Genomic DNA, 21,384 nt, shown 5'->3' with positions numbered 1-21,384 from the left:
CGTGCCCCGATTCAGTCTGATCGTCCCCTGTTTCAAGGTGCAGGGCTTTCTCCGCGAGTGCCTCGACTCGGTCCTGGAGCAGTCCTTCCACGACCTCGAGGTGATCGCCGTCGACGACCGCTCCCCGGACGGCTGCGGCGCGATCCTCGACGAGTACGCGGCCCGCGACCCTCGCCTGAAGGTCCTGCACCTGCCGGAGAACGTCGGCCTCGGCCGCGCCCGCAACGCCGGACTCCCCTACGCCACCGGCGACTTCCTCCTCTTCCTGGACAGCGACGACACCCTCGCCCCCGGCGCGCTGCAGGCGATCGCCGACCGGCTGGCGGAGACCGGCGACCCGGACGTGCTGGTCTTCGACTACGCCCGCACCTACTGGTGGGGCGGCACCCGGCGCAACGCGCTGGCGGAGGTCCTGGGCGTGATGTCGGAGGTGTTCACGGCCGCCGAACACCCCGAGATCCTCGACCTGTTGATGGTCGTCTGGAACAAGGTCCACCGGCGCGACTTCGTCGAGGAGAACGGCTTCCAGTTCCCGCCGGGCTACTACGAGGACACCCCCTGGACGTTCCCGGTCCTGCTCAGCGCGGCCCGGATCGCCACGCTCGACCGGATCTGCCTGAACTACCGCCAGCGCCGCCAGGGCAACATCCTCTCCACCACCAGCCGCAAGCACTTCGACGTCCACGACCAGTACAAGCGGGTCTTCGCCTTCGTCGACTCCCGCCCGGAACTGGCGAGTTGGCGCCCCTACCTGCACCGGAAGATGGGCGAGCACTGCCTCGACATCCTCGCCAAGCCGGACCGGCTGCCGCCCGCCGCCAAGGGCGAGTTCTTCCGGCGGACGGCGGAGCTGTACCGCGCCTACCGGCCCGAGGGAGCCGCGGGTGCCGACCTGGGTGTGCTGGGCGGCTCGTACGCGGCGTACCGGCTGAGGCAGCAGGCCGAGCGGGCCGGCCGGGAGGGCGCGCGGCAGGCGCTGCGGGTACGGGCGGCGACGGGGGCCCGGGCCCGGCGGGCGCTGACCGGACTCCGCGGGCTGCGCGCACCGGACGAGAACCTGGTCCTGTACTCGGCGTCCTCGCACCAGGGCCTGCTGGGCGACCCGGCGGCCGTCTACCGCAAGGCCCGGGAGATCGCGCCGTGGCTGCGCGGGGTGTGGGTGGTACGGGACGAGGAGGCGGCGGGGCTGCCCGCGGACGTGGAGCACGTGCTGCTCGACTCCCCCGGCTACCTGTGGCTGGCCGCTCGCGCGAAGTTCTTCGTCAACGACGTCAACTGGCCCGGCACGCTGGTCAAACGCCCCGGCAGTGTGCACATCCACACCCATCAGGGCACCCCGCTCAAGTACAAGGGCGTCGACCTGCTGGGCAAGCCCGGCGCCCGGCTCGGTTTCGACGTGCCGCAGATGCTGCGCCGGGCCGACCGCTGGGACCACAGCCTGGTCGCCAACCACCACTCCGAGCTGGTCTGGGAGCGCGCCTACCCCTGCCACTTCACCTCGGCCCGCACGGGCAGCCCACGCAACGACGTGCTGGTCATGGAGGGTGCGACGGACGCCGCCGGGCACGCGAGGGAAACGGCGGGCGGCGGACGGCATAGCGGCACGTCGGGCGCCGGGCGCCAGTGGGATACGGCAGGCGCCGGACGACAGGGCGGCACGACGAGCGCCGGGCGGCAGGGCGGCACGACGAGCGGCGGGCGGCAGGGCGGCACGACGAGCGGCGGGCGGCAGGGCGGCGCGGCAGGCGGCGGGCGGCAGGGCGGGGCGGCCGGTGGCGGGCGCCCCGGGGATACGGTGGGCGGCGGTTTCCGGGTCGGTGCGGTGGGCGGCCGTTTCCGGGCCCGGCACGGCATCCCGGCCGACCACACCGTCGTGCTCTACGCCCCGACCCGCCGGGACTACATCCGGGGCGGTCATGTCGACCGGATCGACCTGGCCCGGTTCGCCGCCGATCTCGGCGCGGGCCACACGCTCGTGGTCCGGCTGCACCCGACCCTCGCGACCGGCCCGGCCCGCGCCATGGGCCTGACCGAGCTGCACCGGCGCGGAATCGTCGTCGACGCGACCGGCGAACCGCGCGTCGAGGAGGTCATGCTGGCCTCGGACGCCCTGGTCACCGACTACTCCTCCCTCATGTTCGACTACGCCAACCTGGACCGCCCGATCGTCGTGCACGCCGACGACTGGGCCGCGTACACCGCGAGCCGGGGCGCCTATCTCGACGTCACCGCCGAGGCGCCCGGCCATGTGTCCCGCTCCTACCGGGAGCTGGCCTGGCTGTTCGCCTCGGGCGGCTGGCGGGACGAGGAGTCGGCGCGACTAAGGGCGGACTTCCGGTCCCGTTTCTGCGAGTTCGACGACGGAAGGGCCGCCGAACGGGTCGTACGCACGCTGCTCCTCGGCGAGCCGATGCCGGAGCCGGTGCAGCTGCCCGGTCCGGCCGGCGCACCCGGCCTGCTGGCGTCGACATGAGGCCGCGCACCTGGGTGCTGGTGCTGGCCGCGGTGTTCGCGGTGCTGCAACTCGCCGATGTCACCGGCCGGGACACCCCCGACTCCAAGAACTACGTGTCGTACGCGCTGACCCTGGGCGGGGCGGGCAAGCAGGAGGCGGCGGCCGAGACGGTCGACTGGGCCTGCGCCGGCAAGGCGTCGACGGCGGAACGCGACCAGAGCGTGAACGTGCTGCGCTTCCATGCGCCGAGCCCGGCGGGGAAGGTCTTCGCGGAGTGCCGTGCGAGTGAACTGCGGCGCGTGGACCGCAGGTTGGCGGCCGGACAGACGGACGGCCACATCGTGCCGTTCGTGGCCCCCCGGCTCCGGGCGATCTTCGAGGTACGGCCCGGTTATCCGGTGTTCCTGCTGCCGTTCATCACCGTGTTCGGAGTGACCTGGGGGGTGTGGCTGGCGAGTGTGCTGGTCGCGGGCGTGGGCGGGGCTCTGGTCTTCCTGGTCCTGCGGACGGTGTCGGTACCGGTGCCGCTCGCGCTGACCGGGCAGGCCCTCTACTACGTCCTGCCGGTCGGCACGACCGCGATGCGCCCGATGACCGAGGGCCTGATGCTGGCACTGACGCTGGCGGCGCTGTGGGGCTGCGCACTGGCCCTGACCCGGCGGGCGCGGGTAGGCATCTGCCTGGTGGCGGGTGCGCTGCTCGCACTGTTCACGGTGAAGCACTCGCAGGCGCTGTTCCTGGGCGGCTGCCTGGCGGTGGCCGGGGCCGCGGTCACGCTGTGGCGGCGCCGGAACGGAGGGACGCCCGGGCGCGGGGTGGCGGCGATCGCGGTCGCGGGATGCGTGGCGGTCGTCGGCACGCTGCTGCTCGTACGGCTGCTGCACTATCCCTCCGAGGCGGAGAGCATGCAGGACCTGCTGACCAACCACTACACCCACCCGGACCGGGCCCACCCCTGGCCGGAGTTCCTCCACCTGGAGTCCGCCTTCTGGGTGGAGTGGCTGCGCCGGCAGTCGATGGCACCGCTGTTCCTGTCCGCGCTGGCGGCCGGGGTGTGGGGCGCGCGGCGGCGGCCGGCCTTCGGGGTCTTCCTGCTGGCGGCCGCGGGCACCGGGATCCTCACCCAGGCCGCGCACCCCGACATCAACATCTGGGGCGACCGGCTGTTCGTGCTGGCGTGGCTGCTGCCGGTGGTGGGGGTGCCGCTGCTCCTGGAACCCCTCGTGCACCGGGTGGTTCCGGTTCCCGCGCAGGCGTCTCCCCGGGCGATCGGTGTCACTCGATGAGGTGATGAACGGCAGGACGAACGGCGAAGCGTCCGGCGCGAACGGGAAAACTCGGCAAATGGTCCACCCCGTCCATCCCGTCCGTCCCGTCCGTTCTCTCCGGCTCCGGTGAGCGCCGGCGCCCTGGTCCGGCGCACCGCGCGCGGTTCCACCGCCCTGCGCGGCGGCCGGGTCCGGAGGCTCACCCCGTACCAGGTCTTCGGCCTGCTGTTCTGGCTGCTGATGACCCTGGCGTACTGGCGGGTGCCGCCGTGCTGCGAGGCCGGACAGCACGCGGCGGCGGTGGAACGGCTGCGGGCGGGGCTGGTGGACGGGGCGGTGTCTCCGTACGTGCTCGCGCAGGGCGCGCTCGCCCGGCTGACCGGGCTGACGGGATGGCAGTTGCTGCGCGTCTGCGGCCCGGTCGATCTGCTGATGCTGCTGACGGGCCTCGGCCGTCTGGTCCGGGTCCTCACCCCGCGCCCGTGGGCACCGGTGCTGGCGCTGACCTTCATGGCCGTGCTGTGGGGCACGGAACCTGCTCTGGGCGGTGGCTCGTTGGCCCTGCTGCCGCTGACCGGCAGCCTCGGCTACCCGTCCGCGTTCGCCCTCGGCCTCACCTTCTGGGCCTGGGCCCTCACCGGCGCCCGGGCCCGCGATCTGCGCCGGGTGCGCTATGTCGGCCCGAGCGGCCTGCGCAGCCTGTCCGGGTACGCGGCGCTCGGGGCGCTCTACGGAGTGGTGGCGCTGATCGACCCGGTGACCGGCGTCGGGGCGGGGACCGGGGCGGTGGCCTTCGCGGCGGGGTGGCAGCGGGGGTGGCGGGGCGCGGTGTGGGGGCGGTGGGGGCTGATGTGCGCGGTGGCGGCCGGGGTGGTCGTGTGCGGGACGCACGCGCGCGTACTGCCGCTGTCGTCGTACGGGGCGTACGGCGCGTATGTGCCACATGGGTTGTACAACGGGGTGGTCGGCCAGTGCTGGCTGGCGCTGCTCGGGGTGCCGGCCCTGTGGCTGCGGGCGCGGCGGGCGGCGGGGCGGGCGTCCTGGCGCACGGCGCGTCGGGCGTCCTGGCCTACGGCCGGTCGAGCGTCACGGCGTGCGGTGTGGCTCGCGGCGTGGCGTGATCCGCTCGTCCTGCTGTTCGCACTGGAATGCCTGATCGCGGGATACGGCCACGGCTTCGGTGAGGTGCTCGGGCTCGCCCTACTGGCACCGCAGTGCGCGCTGGCCGTGGAACTGGCGGCGGAACGCCCCTGGCCGGGATGGCGGCGGGCGCTCGGCTGGGCCGCGGCGGGCGGGGCCTGCCTGGGCTTTCTGACCGCGCAGGCCGGGGCGGTCGTACCCCGCTCGGTGGACCCGGTCGGCTTTGCCCAGCCCCCGCGCTGGCCGTCGTACGACTGGGCGGCCCGGCACATCGGCCCCGGGGAACCGGTGGTCACGGACGCGTACTACGCCGTCCGTCTGCTCCCCGGATACGGCATCGAACTGGCCGACGGCCACGACCACCGCCCCCGGGTGCGCTGGCTGCTGCTGACGCGGCGGGAGCGGCTGCCCGAGAAGGCGGTGGTGGTGGACTGGAGCCGGCGGACCGGGGAGGTGCTCGCGCGGCTCACCCGTACGAGGGAGGCGTCCGGGGCGACTACTCGACGATGAGCTCGACCGGGATGTTGCCCTTGGTGGCCTTGGAGTAGGGGCAGAACTCGTGGGCCTGGTGGACCAGCTTCTCGCCGGTCTCGTTGGCGAGCTCCTCGGGAAGCTCGACGCGCAGGGTGACCTTGAGCGCGAAGCCGCCGTCGGACTCGTCCTTGCCGATGCCGACCTCGGCGGTCACGGAGATCTCGCCGGTGTCGACCTTGGCCTGACGGCCGATGGCGCCCAGGGCGCTGGCGAAACAGGCGGCGTAACCGGCGGCGAAGAGCTGCTCGGGGTTGGTGCCCTGGCCGTTGCCGCCCAGCGCGGGCGGGAACGCCAGCGCGAGGTCCAGCTGCCCGTCCGAGCTGACCGCGCGCCCTTCCCGCCCGGTGGCGGTGGCGGCTGCGGTGTAGATGGCGTCCATGGAAGACCGTCCCTCTCGATGTTCGATGTGCCGATGTTTCCGGCGGCTCCGTTCCGGCCGCCTTCACGACGACAAGTAGAGCACACAACTGAATTGTGCACAACTTAATGGCTCGCAAGAGCTACGATTGAGCCATGACCGCGACGACCCCGACCCCCACCCCAGTGCCCGTGCCCGCCCCCGATGCAGAGTGGCTCCGCCTGGACCGCCAGATCTGCTTCTCCCTGCATGCCGCGTCCCGCGCCTTCAACGGCGTCTACCGCGTGATCCTCAAGGACCTCGGGCTCACCTACCCGCAGTACCTGGTGATGCTGGTGCTGTGGGAGCAGGGCGACCTGCCGGTCAAGAAGCTCGGCGAACACCTGCGCCTGGACTCCGGCACCCTGTCGCCGCTGCTCAAGCGCCTGGAGGCGGCGGGCCTGGTGCACCGCGAGCGCAGCATCCAGGACGAGCGCTCGGTGGAGGTACGGCTGACCCGGGAGGGCACGGCGCTGCGGGAGCGGGCGCTGGCGGTGCCGCGCCGGATCGTCTCGGCGACGGGTTTCGACGTGGACGAGATCCGGGACCTGAAGGCACGCCTGGACCAGCTGACGGGAACGCTGGATGCGGCGGCCCTGGAAGAAGGCTCCTGCTGAGCGCCCCTTCCTCCAGGGCGTCCGTACTCAGCCTTCCGCGCCTCTGATCGGCCGCACGTACAACCGCAGCGCAACCCGGTCCATCACCATCTCCTGCCGAAGCACGAACTGCTGGTTCAGCACGGCGACTTTGGCCCGCTCCGTCGACAGCCGCGGCCGATACGCGCTCACCAGCGCGTACTTCTCCACCACCGCCCACACCTCGTCCACCCCCGCCAACCGCCGCCGCAGCGTCCCCGCCCCGACCTCACGCCCGTACAGCGTCCCCGACGCCGGCCCCGGCGCGGCCAGTGCGACGTCCCGCGTGCCTTCGAAGTCGGCGGGATACGCCAGCTCCGTCCCGCGCGCGTGAGCCGGCAGGAACAGCACGGGATCGCCCGGCCGCAGCGCACGGGCCACGGCCGCCGCGACCGCCCCGAGGTCGTCGGGACGGGTACTCGGCACCCGGTCGGCCCGCAGCAGCGGAACCTGGTGGGTGAGGGCGAGGAGGACCGCCAGCACCCCGGCCAGGGTGAGCACGGGCGACCGGGGCATGGTCGCCGTGCCGTGGGACCAGAGCCGGCCGAACATTCCGGCGGCCCGGTCCGCGCCGAGCGCCACCAGCAACGGCGCCCCGGCGAGCGCGTACAGCACATACCGGTCGACGTACAGCGGTGTGAGCTGCGACGCCAGCATCAACGCCACCGGCGGCAGCACGGCGAGCGGCAGCGCGACCGCCGCGAGGGTCAGCTCACCGCGCCGGCCCACCAGCCGGGTCAGCCCGAGCAGACCGAGCGCCAGGCAGACCCAGTACACCCCGTCGGTCGGTCCGAGGTACTGGCGCAGCAGTTCCTGTGCGGTGTCCACGTCCGGCTCCCGCAACCACGCCACCTGGGCCGACTGCGCGTGCGAGACGACGACCATCGGCAGCAGCGACAGCACCACGCCCCCGGCCGCGCAGCCCCATCCCCGCCACACCCTTCCCGACGAACGGGCCAGCGCCAGAGTTCCCGCGTGCGCGAGCAGCAGCAGCACCGCGAACTCGTGCAGCCAGCAGGTGACTCCGAGGAGGGCGCCGTACAGCGCCCAGGCCCGGCGCCCGCCTTCCGCCACGGCCCGGACGAGCAGCAGCGTCGCGCCGGTCGCGCCCGCCGCGACGAGGGCGTAGGAGCGGCCCTCCTGGGCGTAGTGGCCGACCAGCGGGGTGGCCGCGTACAGCAGCCCGGCCCACAGGCCGACGCGCGGCCGGGCGAGACGGGCGCCGAGAGCGGCCACCAGGCCCGCGGTGACGGCCGCCGCGCACACGGAGGGCAGCCGGAGGACGACCTCGCCGGGGTGGCCGGGGTCGGCGGCGAGGACGAGGTGCATCAACAGGTAGTACAGGCCGTGCACCGCGTCCACGCCGTGCAGCAGCCGCCAGATCTGCGGCACCGTGCGCCGGGCGACCTGGTAGGTGACAGCCTCGTCGCGCCACATCCCGCCGCGGTGGAGTCCCCAGAGCCCGACCGCGAGCATCGCCGCGGCCGGGAGGGCCACGACGGCGGCACGGCGCGCACGGCCGGACCGCACGCGCGGCGGTCCGCCCGACGGATCCGGCCGACCCGACGGAGCCCGCCAGCCGGTGTCTGTCGTTCGCGAAGTACGCGGATGTGCTTTTGCGAGAGGCCCGATACTCACCACGGCCCGATCTTTTGCGATTAGCCAACCTTTGCCGGGTATTGACGGCGTATCGGCATGGATACACCATCCACGCGGCTTACGCTCGCGGTTGATGAATCGCCGCCCGTACTTCCCGCTCCCACGCACCCCGTTCGCCCCGACTGTTCGACTCCCGCGCCTCCTGTGCCTCGCCGGCGCCTGGCTCGCCACGCGCGCGGCGATGCTGTGGCTCCTCGCCCACAACAACGAGCGAGTCCTGGGACACGGAGCGGTCGCGCGCGAAGTGTGGCGGCTCTACTTCCACTGGTACGGCGTCCTGTCGCACGGCGCGTTCCCGGCGCACGACACGTTGTGGCAGTACCCGCCGGGCGCCGGCGCGGTCCTGCTCGCGCCGGGGCTGGTGCCCGGGCTCAGCTACTTCCAGGCGTTCGTGGCGCTCACCCTGGCCACCGACGCGCTGATCACGGCGGCGCTCGCCCGCGCGGGCCGGCGCCGCGGCCGTACCCTCCTGGGCGCGGCGCTGTGGACCGGCGGCCTGCCCCTTCTGCTGCACCTCCCGCTCGTCCGCTACGACGTGGAGGTGACCGCCTTCGCCGTGCTCTCCCTGCTGGCGTTGTCGCGCTCCACGCGCGCGTGCGGGGCGCTCGCGGCGCTGGGCGCGCTGGTGAAGGTGTGGCCGGCGCTGGTGCTGCTGGGGATCCACCGCGGGCGCCCGACCCGCTCGGCATGGCTGTCCGCGGCCGTGACGGGGGCCGTGACCCTCAGCGCGTTCCTCCTCTCGTTCCGCAACCCGCTGGCCTTCCTCCGCCAGCAGGGCGGCCGGGGCGTGCAGATCGAGTCCCTCGGCGGCACCGCGCTCGGCCTCGCCCGGCACGCCGGCTGGCGGGGCACGGTCCGCTACCGGTACGGCGCGATGGAGTTCGTCGGCCCGCACGTGCACGCCGTCGCGACCGCGTCCCTCGCGCTCACCGTGACCGCCTTCGCACTCCTGCTGGCCTGGCGCGTCCGCGCCAGGCACTGGACCGACGCCACCCCGTACGACGCGGCGCTGAGCGCCGTGCTCCTCTTCACCGTCACCAGCCGGGTGATCAGCCCGCAGTACATGATCTGGCTGCTCGGCCTGGCCGCCGTGAGCCTGACGTCACGGCAGACCACACAGCGCCCGGTCGCCGGGCTGATCCTGGCGGCGACCGCGCTCAGCTCCGTCGCCTACCCCACGTTCTACTCCGAGGTCATCGGCTGCACCTGGACGGGCTGCCTCCTGATGCTCGCCCGCAACGGTCTGCTGGCCACCGCCGCGGTCCTCTCCCTGACCCGCCTGTGGCGTGCCACGCGCCGCCCGGAGGGCACCGTGCGTGCCCCCTGGACGACGGGGAGTCACGTCAGCCGTCCACGGTTGTCGGCTGCACCTGCTTCACTGAAGGGTGACCGCGGCTGACGAACCCCGCGGGCCGACAGACGGAGGGGACCGCCACACATGACCTGGCTGATCACCGGCGGCGCCGGATACATCGGGGCCCATGTCGTACGCGCGATGACCGAGGCGGGCGAGCGGACGGTGGTGTACGACGACCTGTCCACCGGCATCGCCGAGCGCGTGCCGGAGGACGTCCCGGTGGTGGTCGGCTCCACGCTGGACGGCGAGAAGGTCGCGCGGGCCCTGGCCGAGCACGAGGTGACCGGGGTCGTCCATCTGGCGGCGAAGAAGCAGGTCGGCGAGTCGGTGGACCGCCCTCTGCACTACTACCGGGAGAACGTCGAAGGCCTGCGTGTCCTCTTGGAGGCCGTGACGGAGGCGCGGGTCCCGTCCTTCGTGTTCTCCTCCTCCGCCGCCGTCTACGGCATGCCGGACGTCGACCTGGTGACCGAGGAGACACCGTGCGTGCCGATGTCGCCGTACGGCGAGACGAAGCTGGCGGGCGAGTGGCTGGTCCGCGCGACCGGCCGAGCGACCGGCCTCTCCACAGCTTCCCTCCGCTACTTCAACGTGGCGGGCGCGGCGAGCCCCGGCCTCGCCGACGTGGGCGTCTCCAACCTCGTCCCCATGGTCTTCGAGAAGCTCACGGAGAACGCCCCGCCGCGGATCTTCGGCGACGACTACCCGACGCCGGACGGCACCTGTGTCCGCGACTACATCCACGTGGTGGACCTGGCCGAGGCCCATGTGGCCGCGGCGCACGCCCTCCAGGCGGAGCCGGGCCGCACGCTGACCCTCAACATCGGCCGCGGGGAGGGCGTCTCGGTCCGCGAGATGATCGACCGCATCAACGCGGTCACCGGCTACGACCTCCCCCCGGCCGTCGCCCCCCGCCGCCCCGGCGACCCGGCCCGCGTGGTCGCCTCCGCGGACCGCATCACCACGGAACTCGCCTGGAAGGCCAAACACGACGTCCAGGACATGATCACCTCAGCCTGGGAGGGCTGGCTACGCCTACACCCGGAGTCAACCCGAGCCTGACCCACGGTCCACCGCAGGCCCGGTGCCGCCGAACCCCTGGGCCACGGTCACACCGGACCGGTGTCGCCTGGCCCCAGAGCCACGGCGGTCGCACCGACCCGATGCCGCCGGACCGCTGGGGCACGGTCCCGCCCGCCGGGTGCCGCTGGACCCCTGGGCCGCAGTCCGGCTCGCCCCTTGTCGCCGACCCGGTGCCGCCGGATTCCTGAGGCGCGGTCACGCAGGACCGATGTCGCCGGACCGCTGGGCCGCGTCCCGCCCGCCCGCTGTCGTCGCCCCGGTGTCGCCCGATTCCTGAGCCACGGCCACACCGGACCGGTGCCGCCGGACCCCCGGGCTGCGGTCACGCCCGCCCGGTGCCGCCGGACCCTCGGCCGCAGTCCGGCTCGCCCCTTGCCGCCGGCCCGGTGCCGCCGGATTCCTGAGGCGCGGTCACGCAGGACCGATGCCGCCGGACCGCTGGGCCGCGTCCCGCCCGCTGTCGCCGCCCCGGTGTCGCCCGATTCCTGAGCCACGGCCACACCGGACCGGTGCCGCCGGACCCCCGGGCCGCGGTCACGCCCGCCCGGTGCCGCCGGACCCCTGGACCAAGGTCACGCCCGCCCCTTGTCGCCAACCCACCGTCGCCGGATCCCTGAGGCGCGGTCACGCCGGACCGGTGTCGTCGCGCCCCGGGACGCAGTCACTCGGCGGTCCGGCGGGCCTGTTTGAGCTCTTCGGAGATCGCCCAGGCGTCCGCCACCGGGCCCACGTGGGCGAGTTTGTCGGGGTTGAGGACCAGGCGGATCGCCTGGATGCGGCCGTCGAGGATGTCGAGGGCGAAGGTCTGGAGGACCTTGCCGTCGCGGTCGTGGAAGATCGCGCCCGGCTGGCCGTTGACCTCGTGCTGTTCGCAGGTCACCGCCACCCGGGCCAGCACCGGGAAGACGGAGGCGAGGAGGCGGGCCACGTTCTGGGCGCCGACGACCGCGCGGGCCAGCTGCGGGGCCTTGCCGCCGCCGTCGCCGACCAGGGACACGTCGGCGGCGAGCAGGTCCTGCAGGCCGGCCATGTCCCCTTCGTGCAGGGCCTCGAAGAAGCGGGACGCGAGCTCGTCGCGCTCCCTGCGGTCCGCCTCGAAGCGGGGCCGGCCCTCGGCCATGTGACGCCGGGACCGGACCGCCAGCTGACGACAGGCGGCCTCCGAGCGGCCCACCGCCGACGCGACCTCGGGGAAGCCGAAGTCGAAGACCTCGCGGAGCACGAAGACGGCCCGTTCCAGGGGGCTGAGCCGCTCCAGGAGCAGCAGGGCCGCCATCGACACCGAGTCGGCCAGTTCGGCCGAGCGCACCGGATCCTCGTAGGGGTCGGCGAGCAGCGGCTCGGGGAACCACGGGCCGACGTACGCCTCCCGCCGGACCCGCGCCGAGCGCAGTACGTCGATCGAGATCCGGGTCACCGCGGCCGACAGGAAGGCCTTGGGCGACCTGACCTCCGCCGGTGAGCCCGCGAAGCGCAGCCAGGCCTCCTGCACCGCGTCCTCCGCCTCGCTCACGCTGCCCAGAATCCGGTACGCGATCGAGAACAGCAGCGGCCGCAGCTCCTGGAACTGCTCGGTCCTGTTCATGTCCACTCCCCCTCGTCCCCCTTCTCCCCCGTCGACGTCCATGAACCGGCCGGTCAGAAGGATCCGGGGCCGAACCGGCCCACCGCGACGACCAGGGCGATCACCAGGTAGAACAGGTTCAGCACCAGGAACGCGGTCTCGCCGCGCCGGCCGTGGGTGATCATCGCGCCGACCATCAGCAGGATCCAGCACACCGCGGTCACCGGCACCAGCACCGGCGCGACACCGGTGACGGCGGGCAGGACCAGCCCCGCCGCGGCCAGGAGTTCGAGGACGCCGAGCGTCTTCACGAACCCGTCGCCGGCGTCACCGGTCCAGCCGCCGCCGTGGGCCGCGGCCAGCTTCGCCCTCGGCACGAACGTCTTGGTGATGCCTCCGGTCAGTGCCACCGCGGCGAGCAGTCCGGCGGCGATCCACAGCCCGAGGTCCATCGTCCACTCCTTGATCGAGGATGCCTGCGCCCCCTACGACGAGACGGGGACGGCCGCTGTGACATCGCCCGGCCGAGCAGTGCTTCAGAGCGCCTTCAGCGCCTCCGTGGTCCCGCGGGCCAGCGCCGCCAGGTACCCCTTCGGCAGCTTCGGGGTGCGGATCACCACCGAACGCCAGTACAGCGGGCCGGAGATCAGGTCCATCGCCAGGTCGTCGTCGAGGTTCGCGGTGAGTTCCCCACGCCGCTGCGCCGCCTCGATGATCTTGCTGGCGACGCCCTCCTGGCCCTCGCGCAGCGTCTTCTGCATGGCCTCGGCGATCTCCGGGTTGCGGGCCGCCTCGGCCTGGAGGTCGGGGATGATCTGCGAGGCGACCGGGTGGCGCAGCGCACGGGACGTGACCTCGTACAGGAGCCGCAGGTCGCCCTCCAGGGAGCCGGTGTCGGGCACCGGCAGGCCCATCACGGCGAGGGCCGAGACGACGTCGAGGACGAGATGCAGCTTGGAGCGCCAGCGGCGGTAGACGGCGGTCTTGCCGACACCCGCGCGGCGCGCGATGCCCTCGATGGACATACGGGCATAGCCGACCGCCGCGAGTTCCTCGAAGACGGCGGCCCGGATGGCCTCGGTCACGTCCTCACGGAGGACGGCCGCCCCGGCGGGGGCTCGTCGGCGCGGACGCGTCTGGGACTCCTCGGCGTTCGTCGTCATGCCCCCAGCATAGGGGCGTAACGACGCAACGGTTGCGTTCCGACGGCACCGGCCACCCGATCGCCGCAACCGCCCCCGCTGAACGGCTCCCAGCGCACCGCCGTACCGAACACGGACCGAACCCGACCCCCGCAACGAATCGGTCGCGCCCCGACCTCGAAAGTGTTACGGCGCACACGCATCCGTGACGACGAAACGGTTGCGTTCCGACGCCAACTCGTCCTACGCTCCCGTTGCGACGATACGGTTCCGTCCCGACGTAAGAAAACGTGAAGAAAAGCGTAAGGAAACATCGGATGACGGGCCCGGCGCCCAGCCGGACGCCGCACCCCCACCCCCCGAGTGAAAGCAGCGGATGTGACCCAGGTTCTCCACACACCGCCCCCGGCTCCGGTCACGGCCGAGGACGACCTCGCGGCACTCGCCGCCCGGCACGGACTCTCGGTCAGCGGCGCCCGTCCCTCCCTGCCGGAGTACGTCCGCCAGCTGTGGGCGCGGCGGCACTTCATCACCGCGTTCGCCACCGCCAAGCTCACCGCCCAGTACGCCCAGGCGAAGCTCGGCCAGGTCTGGCAGGTCATGACCCCACTGCTGAACGCCGCGGTGTACTACTTCATCTTCGGTGTCCTGCTCGGCACCAAGCGGCACGTGCCGGACTACATCCCGTTCCTGGTCACCGGCGTGTTCATCTGGACGTTCACGCAGAGTTCGATCATGGCCGGTACCCGGGCGATCTCCGGCAACCTCGGCCTGGTCAGGGCCCTGCACTTCCCTCGGGCCGCACTGCCGATCTCGTTCGCGCTCCAGCAGCTCCAGCAGCTGCTGTTCTCGATGGCCGCCCTGGTCGTCATCCTGATCTGCTTCGGTATCCCGCTCTCCGTCTCCTGGCTACTGACGGTCCCGGCGCTGGCGCTGCAGTTCACCTTCAACACCGGTGTCGCGCTGATCATGGCCCGGATGGGCGCGAAGACCCCGGACATCGCCCAGCTGATGCCCTTCATCCTGCGCACCTGGATGTACGTGTCCGGAGTGATGTGGAGCATCGACAAGCTGACCAAGGGCGACCATCTGCCCCGCTGGTTGACGATCGCCCTGGAGACCAACCCGGCCGCCGTCTACATCGACCTCATGCGCTACGCGCTGATCAAGAGCTTCCACTCCAGCCAGCTGCCCCCGCACGTGTGGGCGGCCGCGACCGGCTGGGCCCTGGTCGCCGGCGTCGGCGGCTTCATCTACTTCTGGAAGGCTGAGGAGACGTACGGCCGTGGCTGAGAACGTGAACGACACCCGCATCCCCACGGTCGTCGCGGACAGCGTCGACATCATCTACCGGGTCCACGGCACCGGTGCCGGCCGCGGCTCCGCCACCGCCGCCCTGAACCGCATGCTGCGCCGCAAGCAGGCCGAGAAGGCGGCGGGCACCCGCCTCGTGCACGCGGTCAAGAGCGTCTCCTTCGTCGCCTACAAGGGCGAGGCGATCGGCCTCATCGGCACCAACGGCTCCGGCAAGTCCACCCTGCTCAAGGCCGTCGCCGGCCTGCTCCCGGTGGAGCACGGCGCCATCTACACCGACGGCCAGCCCTCCCTCCTCGGCGTCAACGCGGCCCTGATGGGCGACCTGACCGGCGAGAAGAACGTCTATCTCGGCGGCCTCGCCATGGGCATGTCCCGCGAGGAGATCAAGGAGCGCTACCAGGACATCGTCGACTTCTCCGGCATCAACGAGAAGGGCGACTTCATCACCCTCCCGATGCGCACCTACTCCTCCGGCATGGGCGCCCGGCTGCGCTTCTCCATCGCCGCCGCCAAGGACCACGACGTCCTGCTCATCGACGAGGCCCTGGCCACCGGTGACGCGGCCTTCCGCAGGCGTTCCGAGGAGCGCATCCGTGAACTGCGCCAGCACGCGGGCACGGTGTTCCTGGTCAGCCACAACAACGCCTCGATCCGGGACACCTGCGAACGCACGCTGTGGCTGGAGCGCGGTGTGCTGCGCATGGACGGGCCGACCGAGGACGTCCTCGCGGAGTACGAGGCCTTCACCGGCGACAAGTCCGCCAAGCCGAAGCCGAAGGCGAAGGCGGCCGAGCCGACGAAGCCGGCCGAGGACCCGAAGGCGGCCCAGTCTTCCTGAGCACTGCCGAAGGACCACGTCACGAGCCGCGCCGTCGCTATACGGCGCGGCTCGTTTCCGTCTGGAACACCCACGTCCGGTAGACGAGGAAGCGGAACACGGAGGCGAGCACGATCGACAGCGCCTTCACGATGTTGGATTCCAGCGGCCCGTCGAGTCCGAGGCCGTGATAACCGGCGTAGAACAGACCGCTTTCCATCACGACACCGAGACCGCTGAACACGAAGAACAGTGCGATCTGCTGTCGTGTGCGCGAGGCCCGGTCGCGATAGGCGAAAAAGCGGAAGCCCACGTAATTGGTCGCCATCGCGATACAACTGGCCAGGACCGTGGCGGTCATGGCGGGCCAACGCAGGCCGTGCAGCAGCAGGTTGAAGATCAGGAAGTTGACGAGGACTCCGCTGCCGCCGACGACGCCGAATTTCACGACTTCGAGTACGACCTGCGTCGCCGATCGCCGTCGGGGCGGCGCGGGACTGCTCACCGCGATATCTACTGTCACAGGGCAGACCATATCCGAGACGTCTCGATTAGCAGGAAGCGGTAAATCCGCCGCCTGTTTCTCCTTAAACATCGGCAAGAATAAACACGGGTAAGAAAGAAAGCGCCCCGAACCGTCACCGGCTCGGGGCGCCTTTCATGTCGTACGACTACGCCATGCGTACGGCTACGAATGCGTCCGCAGGAGCGTCCGCATCGTCCGCATGGCCACCGACAGGTTGGCCAGGTCGAAGGAGTCCGAGCTGCGGATCTCCTCCAGGGTGGTGCGGGCCCGGCCCAGGATCGCGGTGTTCTTCTGCTCCCAGGCCTTGTAGCGCTGCTCGGGCGTCGAGGTGCCGTTGCCCGCGGCGAGCACGTCCGCGGTGAGCATCGCGTGGGCCGCGTACAGGTCCTCGCGGATGGAGGCGCGGGCCATCGACTGCCAGCGGTCGGCCCGCGGGAGCTCGATGATGCGGTCCATCAGCTGGGAGACGCCGAGCCGGTCGGCCAGGTCGTAGTAGACCTCGGCGACGTCCAGCGGCTCCTTGCCCGTGCGGTCGGCCACGGAGACGATGTCCAGCGCCGGGAAGGCCGAGGAGAAGCCGGCCACGCGGCTCGCCAGCTCGTCCGGGACACCGGCGGCGGACAGCTCGTCGTACACGTGCTGGTACCACTCCAGGTCCGCGCCGCGCAGCAGCTTGGGCAGCTGCTGCCAGACCTGTTCGACCCGCTCGGAGAAGAAGTCGACGGTCTCGATGAGTTCCAGCGGCTGCGGCCGGTTGTTGAGCAGCCAGCGGGTGCCGCGCTCGACCAGCCGGCGGGAGTGCAGCCGGATCCGGGTCTGGACGGCCGCGTCGACCCTGTTGTCGAGTTCCTCGACCCCGTCCCACACCGGGGCCGAGCGAAAGATCGCGCGGGCCGCGGTCTGGGCCCGGACGATCTCCTCCAGGGAGGCCCCGGTCTCCTCGCGCAGCCGGTGCAGATAGGTCGTGCCACCGGTGTTGACCGTGTCGTTGACCAGGACCGTGGTCGTGATCTCGCGGCGCAGCGGGTGGGTGGCGAGCGCGGCGGCGAACCGCTCGCGCAGGGCCGTCGGGAAGTAGGCGTGCAGCAGGCTGCTCAGATACGGGTCGTCCGGCAGCGAGGTCGCGAGCAGCTCGTCGGAGACGGTGATCTTCGTGTACGCCAGCAGGACGGCCGTCTCCGGGCCGGTCAGGCCCTGGCCGGAGCCGAGACGCTCGCGGATCTGGCGGTCGGTGGGCAGGAACTCGAGGGCCCGGTCGAGATGGCCTTCCCTGACCAGGTGGCGCAGGAAGCGCTGCTGGGCGTGGAGCATGTCCCCGGACTGGGCGAGCGCGTTGGCGATCGCCACGTTCTGCGCGTAGTTGTTGCGCAGCACCAGGGCGCCGACCTCGTCGGTCATCTCGGCGAGCAGCTTGTTGCGCTGCTTGACCGTCATGTCGCCGTCGGCGACCACGGCGTTGAGCAGGATCTTGATGTTCACCTCGTGGTCGGAGGTGTCCACGCCGGCGCTGTTGTCGATGGCGTCGGTGTTGATCTTGCCGCCCTGGCGGGCGAACTCGATCCGGCCCAGCTGGGTCAGGCCCAGGTTGCCGCCCTCGCCGACGACCTTGACGCGCAGTTCGGCGCCGTCGACGCGGATGGCGTCGTTGGCCTTGTCGCCGACGTCCGCGTTCGACTCGGTCGAGGCCTTGACGTAGGTGCCGATGCCGCCGTTCCACAGCAGGTCGACCGGCGCCGCCAGGATCGCCTTCATCAGCTCGGCCGGGGTCAGCTTGGCGACCTTGTCCTCGATGCCGAGGGCCTCGCGGATGTGGCTGTTGACCTGGATGGCCTTGGCGCTGCGCGGGAAGATGCCGCCGCCCGCCGAGAGCAGGTCGGTGTTGTAGTCGCCCCAGCTGGAGCGGGGCAGTTCGAACAGGCGGCGGCGCTCGGCGTAGGAGGTGGCCGCGTCCGGGTTCGGGTCGATGAAGATGTGCCGGTGGTCGAAGGCGGCGACCAGGCGGATCTGCTCGCTGAGCAGCATGCCGTTGCCGAACACGTCACCGGACATGTCACCGATGCCGACGACGGTGAAGTCCTCGGTCTGGGTGTCGACGCCCAGCTCGCGGAAGTGCCGCTTCACGGACTCCCAGGCGCCGCGCGCGGTGATGCCCATGCCCTTGTGGTCGTAGCCCGCGCTGCCGCCGGAGGCGAAGGCGTCGCCCAGCCAGAAGTCGTAGCTCTCGGCGACCTGGTTGGCGATGTCGGAGAACGTCGCCGTGCCCTTGTCGGCCGCGACCACCAGGTAGGTGTCGTCCTCGTCGTGCCGGACCACGTCCTGCGGGGGCACGACCTCGCCGGCCACCATGTTGTCGGTGATGTCGAGCAGCGCCGAGATGAACGTCTTGTAGCTGGCGATGCCCTCGGCCAGCCAGGCGTCCCGGTCCTTCGTCGGGTCCGGCAGCTGCTTGGCGACGAAGCCGCCCTTGGCGCCGACCGGCACGATGACGGTGTTCTTCACCATCTGCGCCTTGACCAGGCCGAGGATCTCGGTGCGGAAGTCCTCACGCCGGTCGGACCAGCGCAGACCGCCGCGCGCGACCTTGCCGAACCGCAGGTGCACACCTTCGACACGCGGCGAGTACACCCAGATCTCGTACGCCGGGCGGGGCGCCGGGAGGTCGGGGATCGCCTGCGGGTCGAACTTCATGGACACGTACGCGTGCGGCTCGCCGCCGGCCGTCTCCTGGAAGAAGTTGGTGCGCAGCGTCGCCTTGATGACGGTCAGGAAGGAGCGCAGGATGCGGTCCTCGTCGAGCGAGGCGACCTGGTCGAGCGCCGCGTCCAGCTCCTCCTGGAGGGCGTCGGTGATCTCCAGGCCGGCCTTCTGCCGGTCCGGCGACATCCGCGCCTCGAACAGGGAGACGAGCAGCCGGGTGGTGTGGACGTTGTTGCGGAGGGTGGTCTCCATGTAGTCCTGGCTGAACGTGGAACCGGCCTGCCGCAGGTACTTGGCGTACGCCCGCAGCACCATCGCCTGCCGCCAGCTCAGCCCGGCGCTCAGCACCAGCGCGTTGAAGCCGTCGTTCTCCGCCCGGCCGGTCCAGGTCGCCGCGAACGCGTCCTGGAACCGCTCGCGGCCGTCGTCGCCGAGGTAGTCGCCGTTGGCGCTGCCCTGCGCCTTCGGCACGCGCAGGCCGAAGTCGTAGATCCAGGCGGTCGTCCGGTCCGCGCAGCGCAGTTCGTACGGCCGCTCGTCGATCACCTCGACGCCGATCCGGCTGAGGACCGGCAGCACGGCCGACAGGGAGATCGCCGCGCCCTTGCGGTAGATCTTGAAGCGACGCTCGTCGGGGGCGGCGCCCACCGGCTCGTAGAGGCTGAGCGCGAAGTCGTTGCCCGCCTCCTCGCTGAGGCGCTCCAGGTGGACCAGATCGGCGACCGCCGCGCGCGGGGTGTGGTCGGCCTTGTAGCCCTCGGGGAAGGAGTTGGTGTAGCGGCGCAGCAGCTCGGCCGCGCGCTCCTCGCCGCACTCCGCGTTGAGCGCCTCGGCGAAGGCGTCGGCCCAGGAGCGGGCCGCCTCGACCAGGCGGGCCTCGATGCGGTCCTTGTCGGTGTCGGACAGCTCGGGCAGCTCGGTGCCCTGCGGGACGCGGACGACGAAGTGCAGCCGGGAGAGGATCGACTCGGTGTTCCAGGCCGTGAAGTCGACGCTGGTGCCGCCGAGCTCCTCCTTCAGGATGTCGATGATCCGCAGCCGGACGCCGGTGGTGTAGCGGTCACGGGGGAGGTAGACGAGGGCCGAGTAGTAGCGGCCGTACTCGTCCTGGCGCAGGTAGAGGCGGAGCCGGCGGCGTTCCTGCAGGTAGAGGACGCTGGTGACGATCGACTCCAGCTCGGCGACCGGGGTCTGGAACAGCTCGTCGCGCGGGTAGGTCTCCATGATCTGGAGCAGGTCGCGGCCGTCGTGGCTGTTGGGCGAGAAACCGGCCCGGTCCAGCACCGCGTCGACCTTGCGGCGGATCACGGGCACCCGGCGCACCGACTCGGTGTAGGCGGCGGACGAGAACAGGCCCAGGAAGCGGCGCTCGCCGACGACGTTGCCGTCCGCGTCGAACTTCTTGACGCCGATGTAGTCCAGGTACGACGGCCGGTGCACGGTCGACCGGCTGTTCGCCTTGGTCAGGACGAGGAGCTTGTGCTCACGGGCCTTGGCGCGCGCGTCGGCCGGGAGCCGCTCGAAGGAGGGGCTGACCGGGTGGCCCTCGTCGGCCGAGTGGTGCGGGTCGGAGCGCAGGATGCCGAGGCCGGTGCCGGGTACGGCGCCCAGCGAGTCGTCCTCGCGGAGCTGGTACTCGCGGAAGCCGAGGAAGGTGAAGTGGTCGGCGGCCAGCCAGCGCAGCAGCTCGCGGGCCTCCTCGACCTCGGGGCGGGGCAGGTCGCCGGGCACCGGCTCCTCGCCGAGGTCCTCGGCGATACGGACGGCCGCCTCCCGCATCTTCTCCCAGTCCTCGACGGCCTCACGGACGTCGGACAGCACGCGCAGCAGGTCGGCGGTGATCTGCTTGAGGTCGGAGCGGTCGGTCTCGCGGTCGATCTCGACGTGGATCCAGGACTCGATGTGCCCGTCGTGCGGCAGTTCCTCGCCTGCGCCCGGGGTGGGCAGCATCTCGATGAGCTTGCCGGTGAGGTCGCGGCGGACGACGAACTGGGGGTGGATGACCACGTGGATGCCGCGGCCCTGCCGGGTCAGCTCATTGGTGACCGAGTCGACGAGGAAGGGCATGTCGTCGGTGACGACCTCCACCACGGTGTGGCTGCAGGTCCACCCGTTCTCCTCGACGGTCGGGGTGTGGACCCGGACGTTGGCGGTGCCCTGCGGGCGGGTCTCGGCGAGGCGGAAGTGCGAGACGGCGGCGCCGAAGACGTCGACCGGGTCGCGGTCGGCGAGGTCCTCCGGCGCTGTGTGCAGGTAGTAGCGCTGGAGGAACGTGAACACGGACTCCTGGTCCGCCGTCCCCGCCGTCCCAGTCGGTAGGTGCCCCCCTGCCGGGCTGTTCTCAGCTACCCGGGCGGCCCGTTCGAGCAGCTCGGCCTTGGCTTCGTCCAGCTTGGTCTGCATTGTCCTCTGGCTCCTGTCGCGCGCCATTGCGTGACGTAGAAGGAAGTACGGGCTCTTCCCCCTGCGGCTCGACGCCACGGCCGGGGTGTCCGGTCTGCTCCGACGCTATGCCGCAAGGTGAGATGAGCGGGGGGCATTCGGCCATTCCCGAAGTGCCCCGAGGGTGTGACGTCTCTCTCGGCGTCGCCACTGCCAGGGCGTTCTTCGATGCCCTCCGCCCGAGAAGACCAGCGACCGCCGCCCGGTCACGGAGGTGCTCCGTGCTCACCGGGCGCAGGGCAGGGGCGGTGACGCCCCCGCGAACTATCGCGCTGATCACGCCACCAAGGCTATCGCTCCCCACCCGGGGCCCGTCATGAGCCGTATGTGTACAAAACAGGGGGTGGAACT

The 21,384-nt window shown here is 71.7% G+C and carries 15 protein-coding genes; 8 read left to right on the top strand and 7 right to left on the bottom strand.

The annotated features are described in order from the left end of the window. Position 1: 1 nt before the first annotated feature. The 3 genes from AB0D85_RS47480 to AB0D85_RS47470 all read left to right on the top strand — a co-directional run bounded on the left by AB0D85_RS47480 (position 2) and on the right by AB0D85_RS47470 (position 5,373). Entirely contained in the window at positions 2-2,473 is a 2,472-nt protein-coding gene (locus AB0D85_RS47480; protein ID WP_362336216.1) for a CDP-glycerol glycerophosphotransferase family protein, read from the top strand. Continuing rightward, positions 2,470-3,741 (top strand): hypothetical protein, encoded by a 1,272-nt coding sequence (locus AB0D85_RS47475; RefSeq protein ID WP_362336213.1) that lies wholly within the window; start codon positions 2,470-2,472, stop codon positions 3,739-3,741. Before AB0D85_RS47480 ends, AB0D85_RS47475 begins: the two co-directional genes overlap by 4 nt. Before the next feature lie 108 nt (positions 3,742-3,849). Next, a complete protein-coding gene (locus tag AB0D85_RS47470; protein ID WP_362336210.1) occupies positions 3,850-5,373 on the top strand; it encodes a hypothetical protein in 1,524 nt (507 codons plus the stop codon). Here the strand turns inward: AB0D85_RS47470 and AB0D85_RS47465 are convergent. Further along, the gene (locus AB0D85_RS47465; RefSeq protein WP_362336207.1) at positions 5,360-5,776 is read right to left on the bottom strand and encodes an organic hydroperoxide resistance protein; all 417 of its coding nucleotides are present in this window, start codon (positions 5,774-5,776) and stop codon (positions 5,360-5,362) included. The two genes, AB0D85_RS47470 and AB0D85_RS47465, sit on opposite strands and share 14 nt — an antisense overlap. A gap of 134 nt (positions 5,777-5,910) precedes the next feature. On the opposite strand from AB0D85_RS47465, the gene AB0D85_RS47460 reads away from it, so the two are divergent. Continuing rightward, the gene (locus tag AB0D85_RS47460; protein WP_362336204.1) at positions 5,911-6,411 is read left to right on the top strand and encodes a MarR family transcriptional regulator; all 501 of its coding nucleotides are present in this window, start codon (positions 5,911-5,913) and stop codon (positions 6,409-6,411) included. Positions 6,412-6,438: 27 nt separating this feature from the next. On the opposite strand, the gene AB0D85_RS47455 is transcribed toward AB0D85_RS47460, so the two are convergent. Then, positions 6,439-7,959 carry a glycosyltransferase family 39 protein gene (locus AB0D85_RS47455; RefSeq protein ID WP_362336201.1) on the bottom strand — a complete coding sequence of 507 codons (1,521 nt, stop codon included), beginning with the start codon at positions 7,957-7,959 and terminating at the stop codon, positions 6,439-6,441. Positions 7,960-8,269: 310 nt separating this feature from the next. On the opposite strand from AB0D85_RS47455, the gene AB0D85_RS47450 reads away from it, so the two are divergent. Both AB0D85_RS47450 and galE read left to right on the top strand, forming a co-directional pair. Beyond that, complete coding sequence (locus AB0D85_RS47450) at positions 8,270-9,487, top strand: glycosyltransferase 87 family protein (RefSeq protein ID WP_362336302.1); 1,218 nt, start codon at positions 8,270-8,272, stop codon at positions 9,485-9,487. Positions 9,488-9,526: 39 nt separating this feature from the next. Beyond that, on the top strand, positions 9,527-10,507 hold the full coding sequence (gene galE, locus AB0D85_RS47445) for a UDP-glucose 4-epimerase GalE (protein ID WP_362336198.1): 981 nt from the start codon (positions 9,527-9,529) through the stop codon (positions 10,505-10,507). Positions 10,508-11,189: 682 nt separating this feature from the next. Here galE and AB0D85_RS47440 read toward each other — a convergent pair. The 3 genes from AB0D85_RS47440 to AB0D85_RS47430 all read right to left on the bottom strand — a co-directional run bounded on the left by AB0D85_RS47440 (position 11,190) and on the right by AB0D85_RS47430 (position 13,255). Next, positions 11,190-12,113 (bottom strand): RNA polymerase sigma-70 factor, encoded by a 924-nt coding sequence (locus AB0D85_RS47440; protein WP_362336195.1) that lies wholly within the window; start codon positions 12,111-12,113, stop codon positions 11,190-11,192. Positions 12,114-12,166: 53 nt separating this feature from the next. Continuing rightward, complete coding sequence (locus tag AB0D85_RS47435; RefSeq protein WP_362336192.1) at positions 12,167-12,544, bottom strand: DoxX family protein; 378 nt, start codon at positions 12,542-12,544, stop codon at positions 12,167-12,169. An 84-nt stretch (positions 12,545-12,628) separates the two neighbouring features. Then, a complete protein-coding gene (locus AB0D85_RS47430; protein WP_362336190.1) occupies positions 12,629-13,255 on the bottom strand; it encodes a TetR/AcrR family transcriptional regulator in 627 nt (208 codons plus the stop codon). 357 nt (positions 13,256-13,612) lie between these two features. Here AB0D85_RS47430 and AB0D85_RS47425 point away from each other — a divergent pair, with 357 nt between their 5' ends. Beyond that, the gene (locus AB0D85_RS47425) at positions 13,613-14,527 is read left to right on the top strand and encodes an ABC transporter permease (RefSeq protein ID WP_362336187.1); all 915 of its coding nucleotides are present in this window, start codon (positions 13,613-13,615) and stop codon (positions 14,525-14,527) included. After that, positions 14,520-15,389 (top strand): ABC transporter ATP-binding protein, encoded by an 870-nt coding sequence (locus AB0D85_RS47420; protein ID WP_362336184.1) that lies wholly within the window; start codon positions 14,520-14,522, stop codon positions 15,387-15,389. The genes AB0D85_RS47425 and AB0D85_RS47420 overlap by 8 nt, the downstream gene beginning before the upstream one ends. Before the next feature lie 37 nt (positions 15,390-15,426). On the opposite strand, the gene AB0D85_RS47415 is transcribed toward AB0D85_RS47420, so the two are convergent. Both AB0D85_RS47415 and AB0D85_RS47410 read right to left on the bottom strand, forming a co-directional pair. Next, entirely contained in the window at positions 15,427-15,891 is a 465-nt protein-coding gene (locus tag AB0D85_RS47415) for a GtrA family protein (RefSeq protein WP_362336181.1), read from the bottom strand. Positions 15,892-16,056: 165 nt separating this feature from the next. Next, positions 16,057-20,994 carry an NAD-glutamate dehydrogenase gene (locus AB0D85_RS47410; RefSeq protein ID WP_362336179.1) on the bottom strand — a complete coding sequence of 1,646 codons (4,938 nt, stop codon included), beginning with the start codon at positions 20,992-20,994 and terminating at the stop codon, positions 16,057-16,059. Positions 20,995-21,384: the final 390 nt, after the last annotated feature.

The organism is Streptomyces sp. NPDC048277, from assembly GCF_040652235.1.
Lineage (GTDB): Bacteria > Actinomycetota > Actinomycetes > Streptomycetales > Streptomycetaceae > Streptomyces.
Note: the sequence above shows the minus strand (reverse complement) of the source record. Positions and strands in the feature narration are given on the sequence as shown.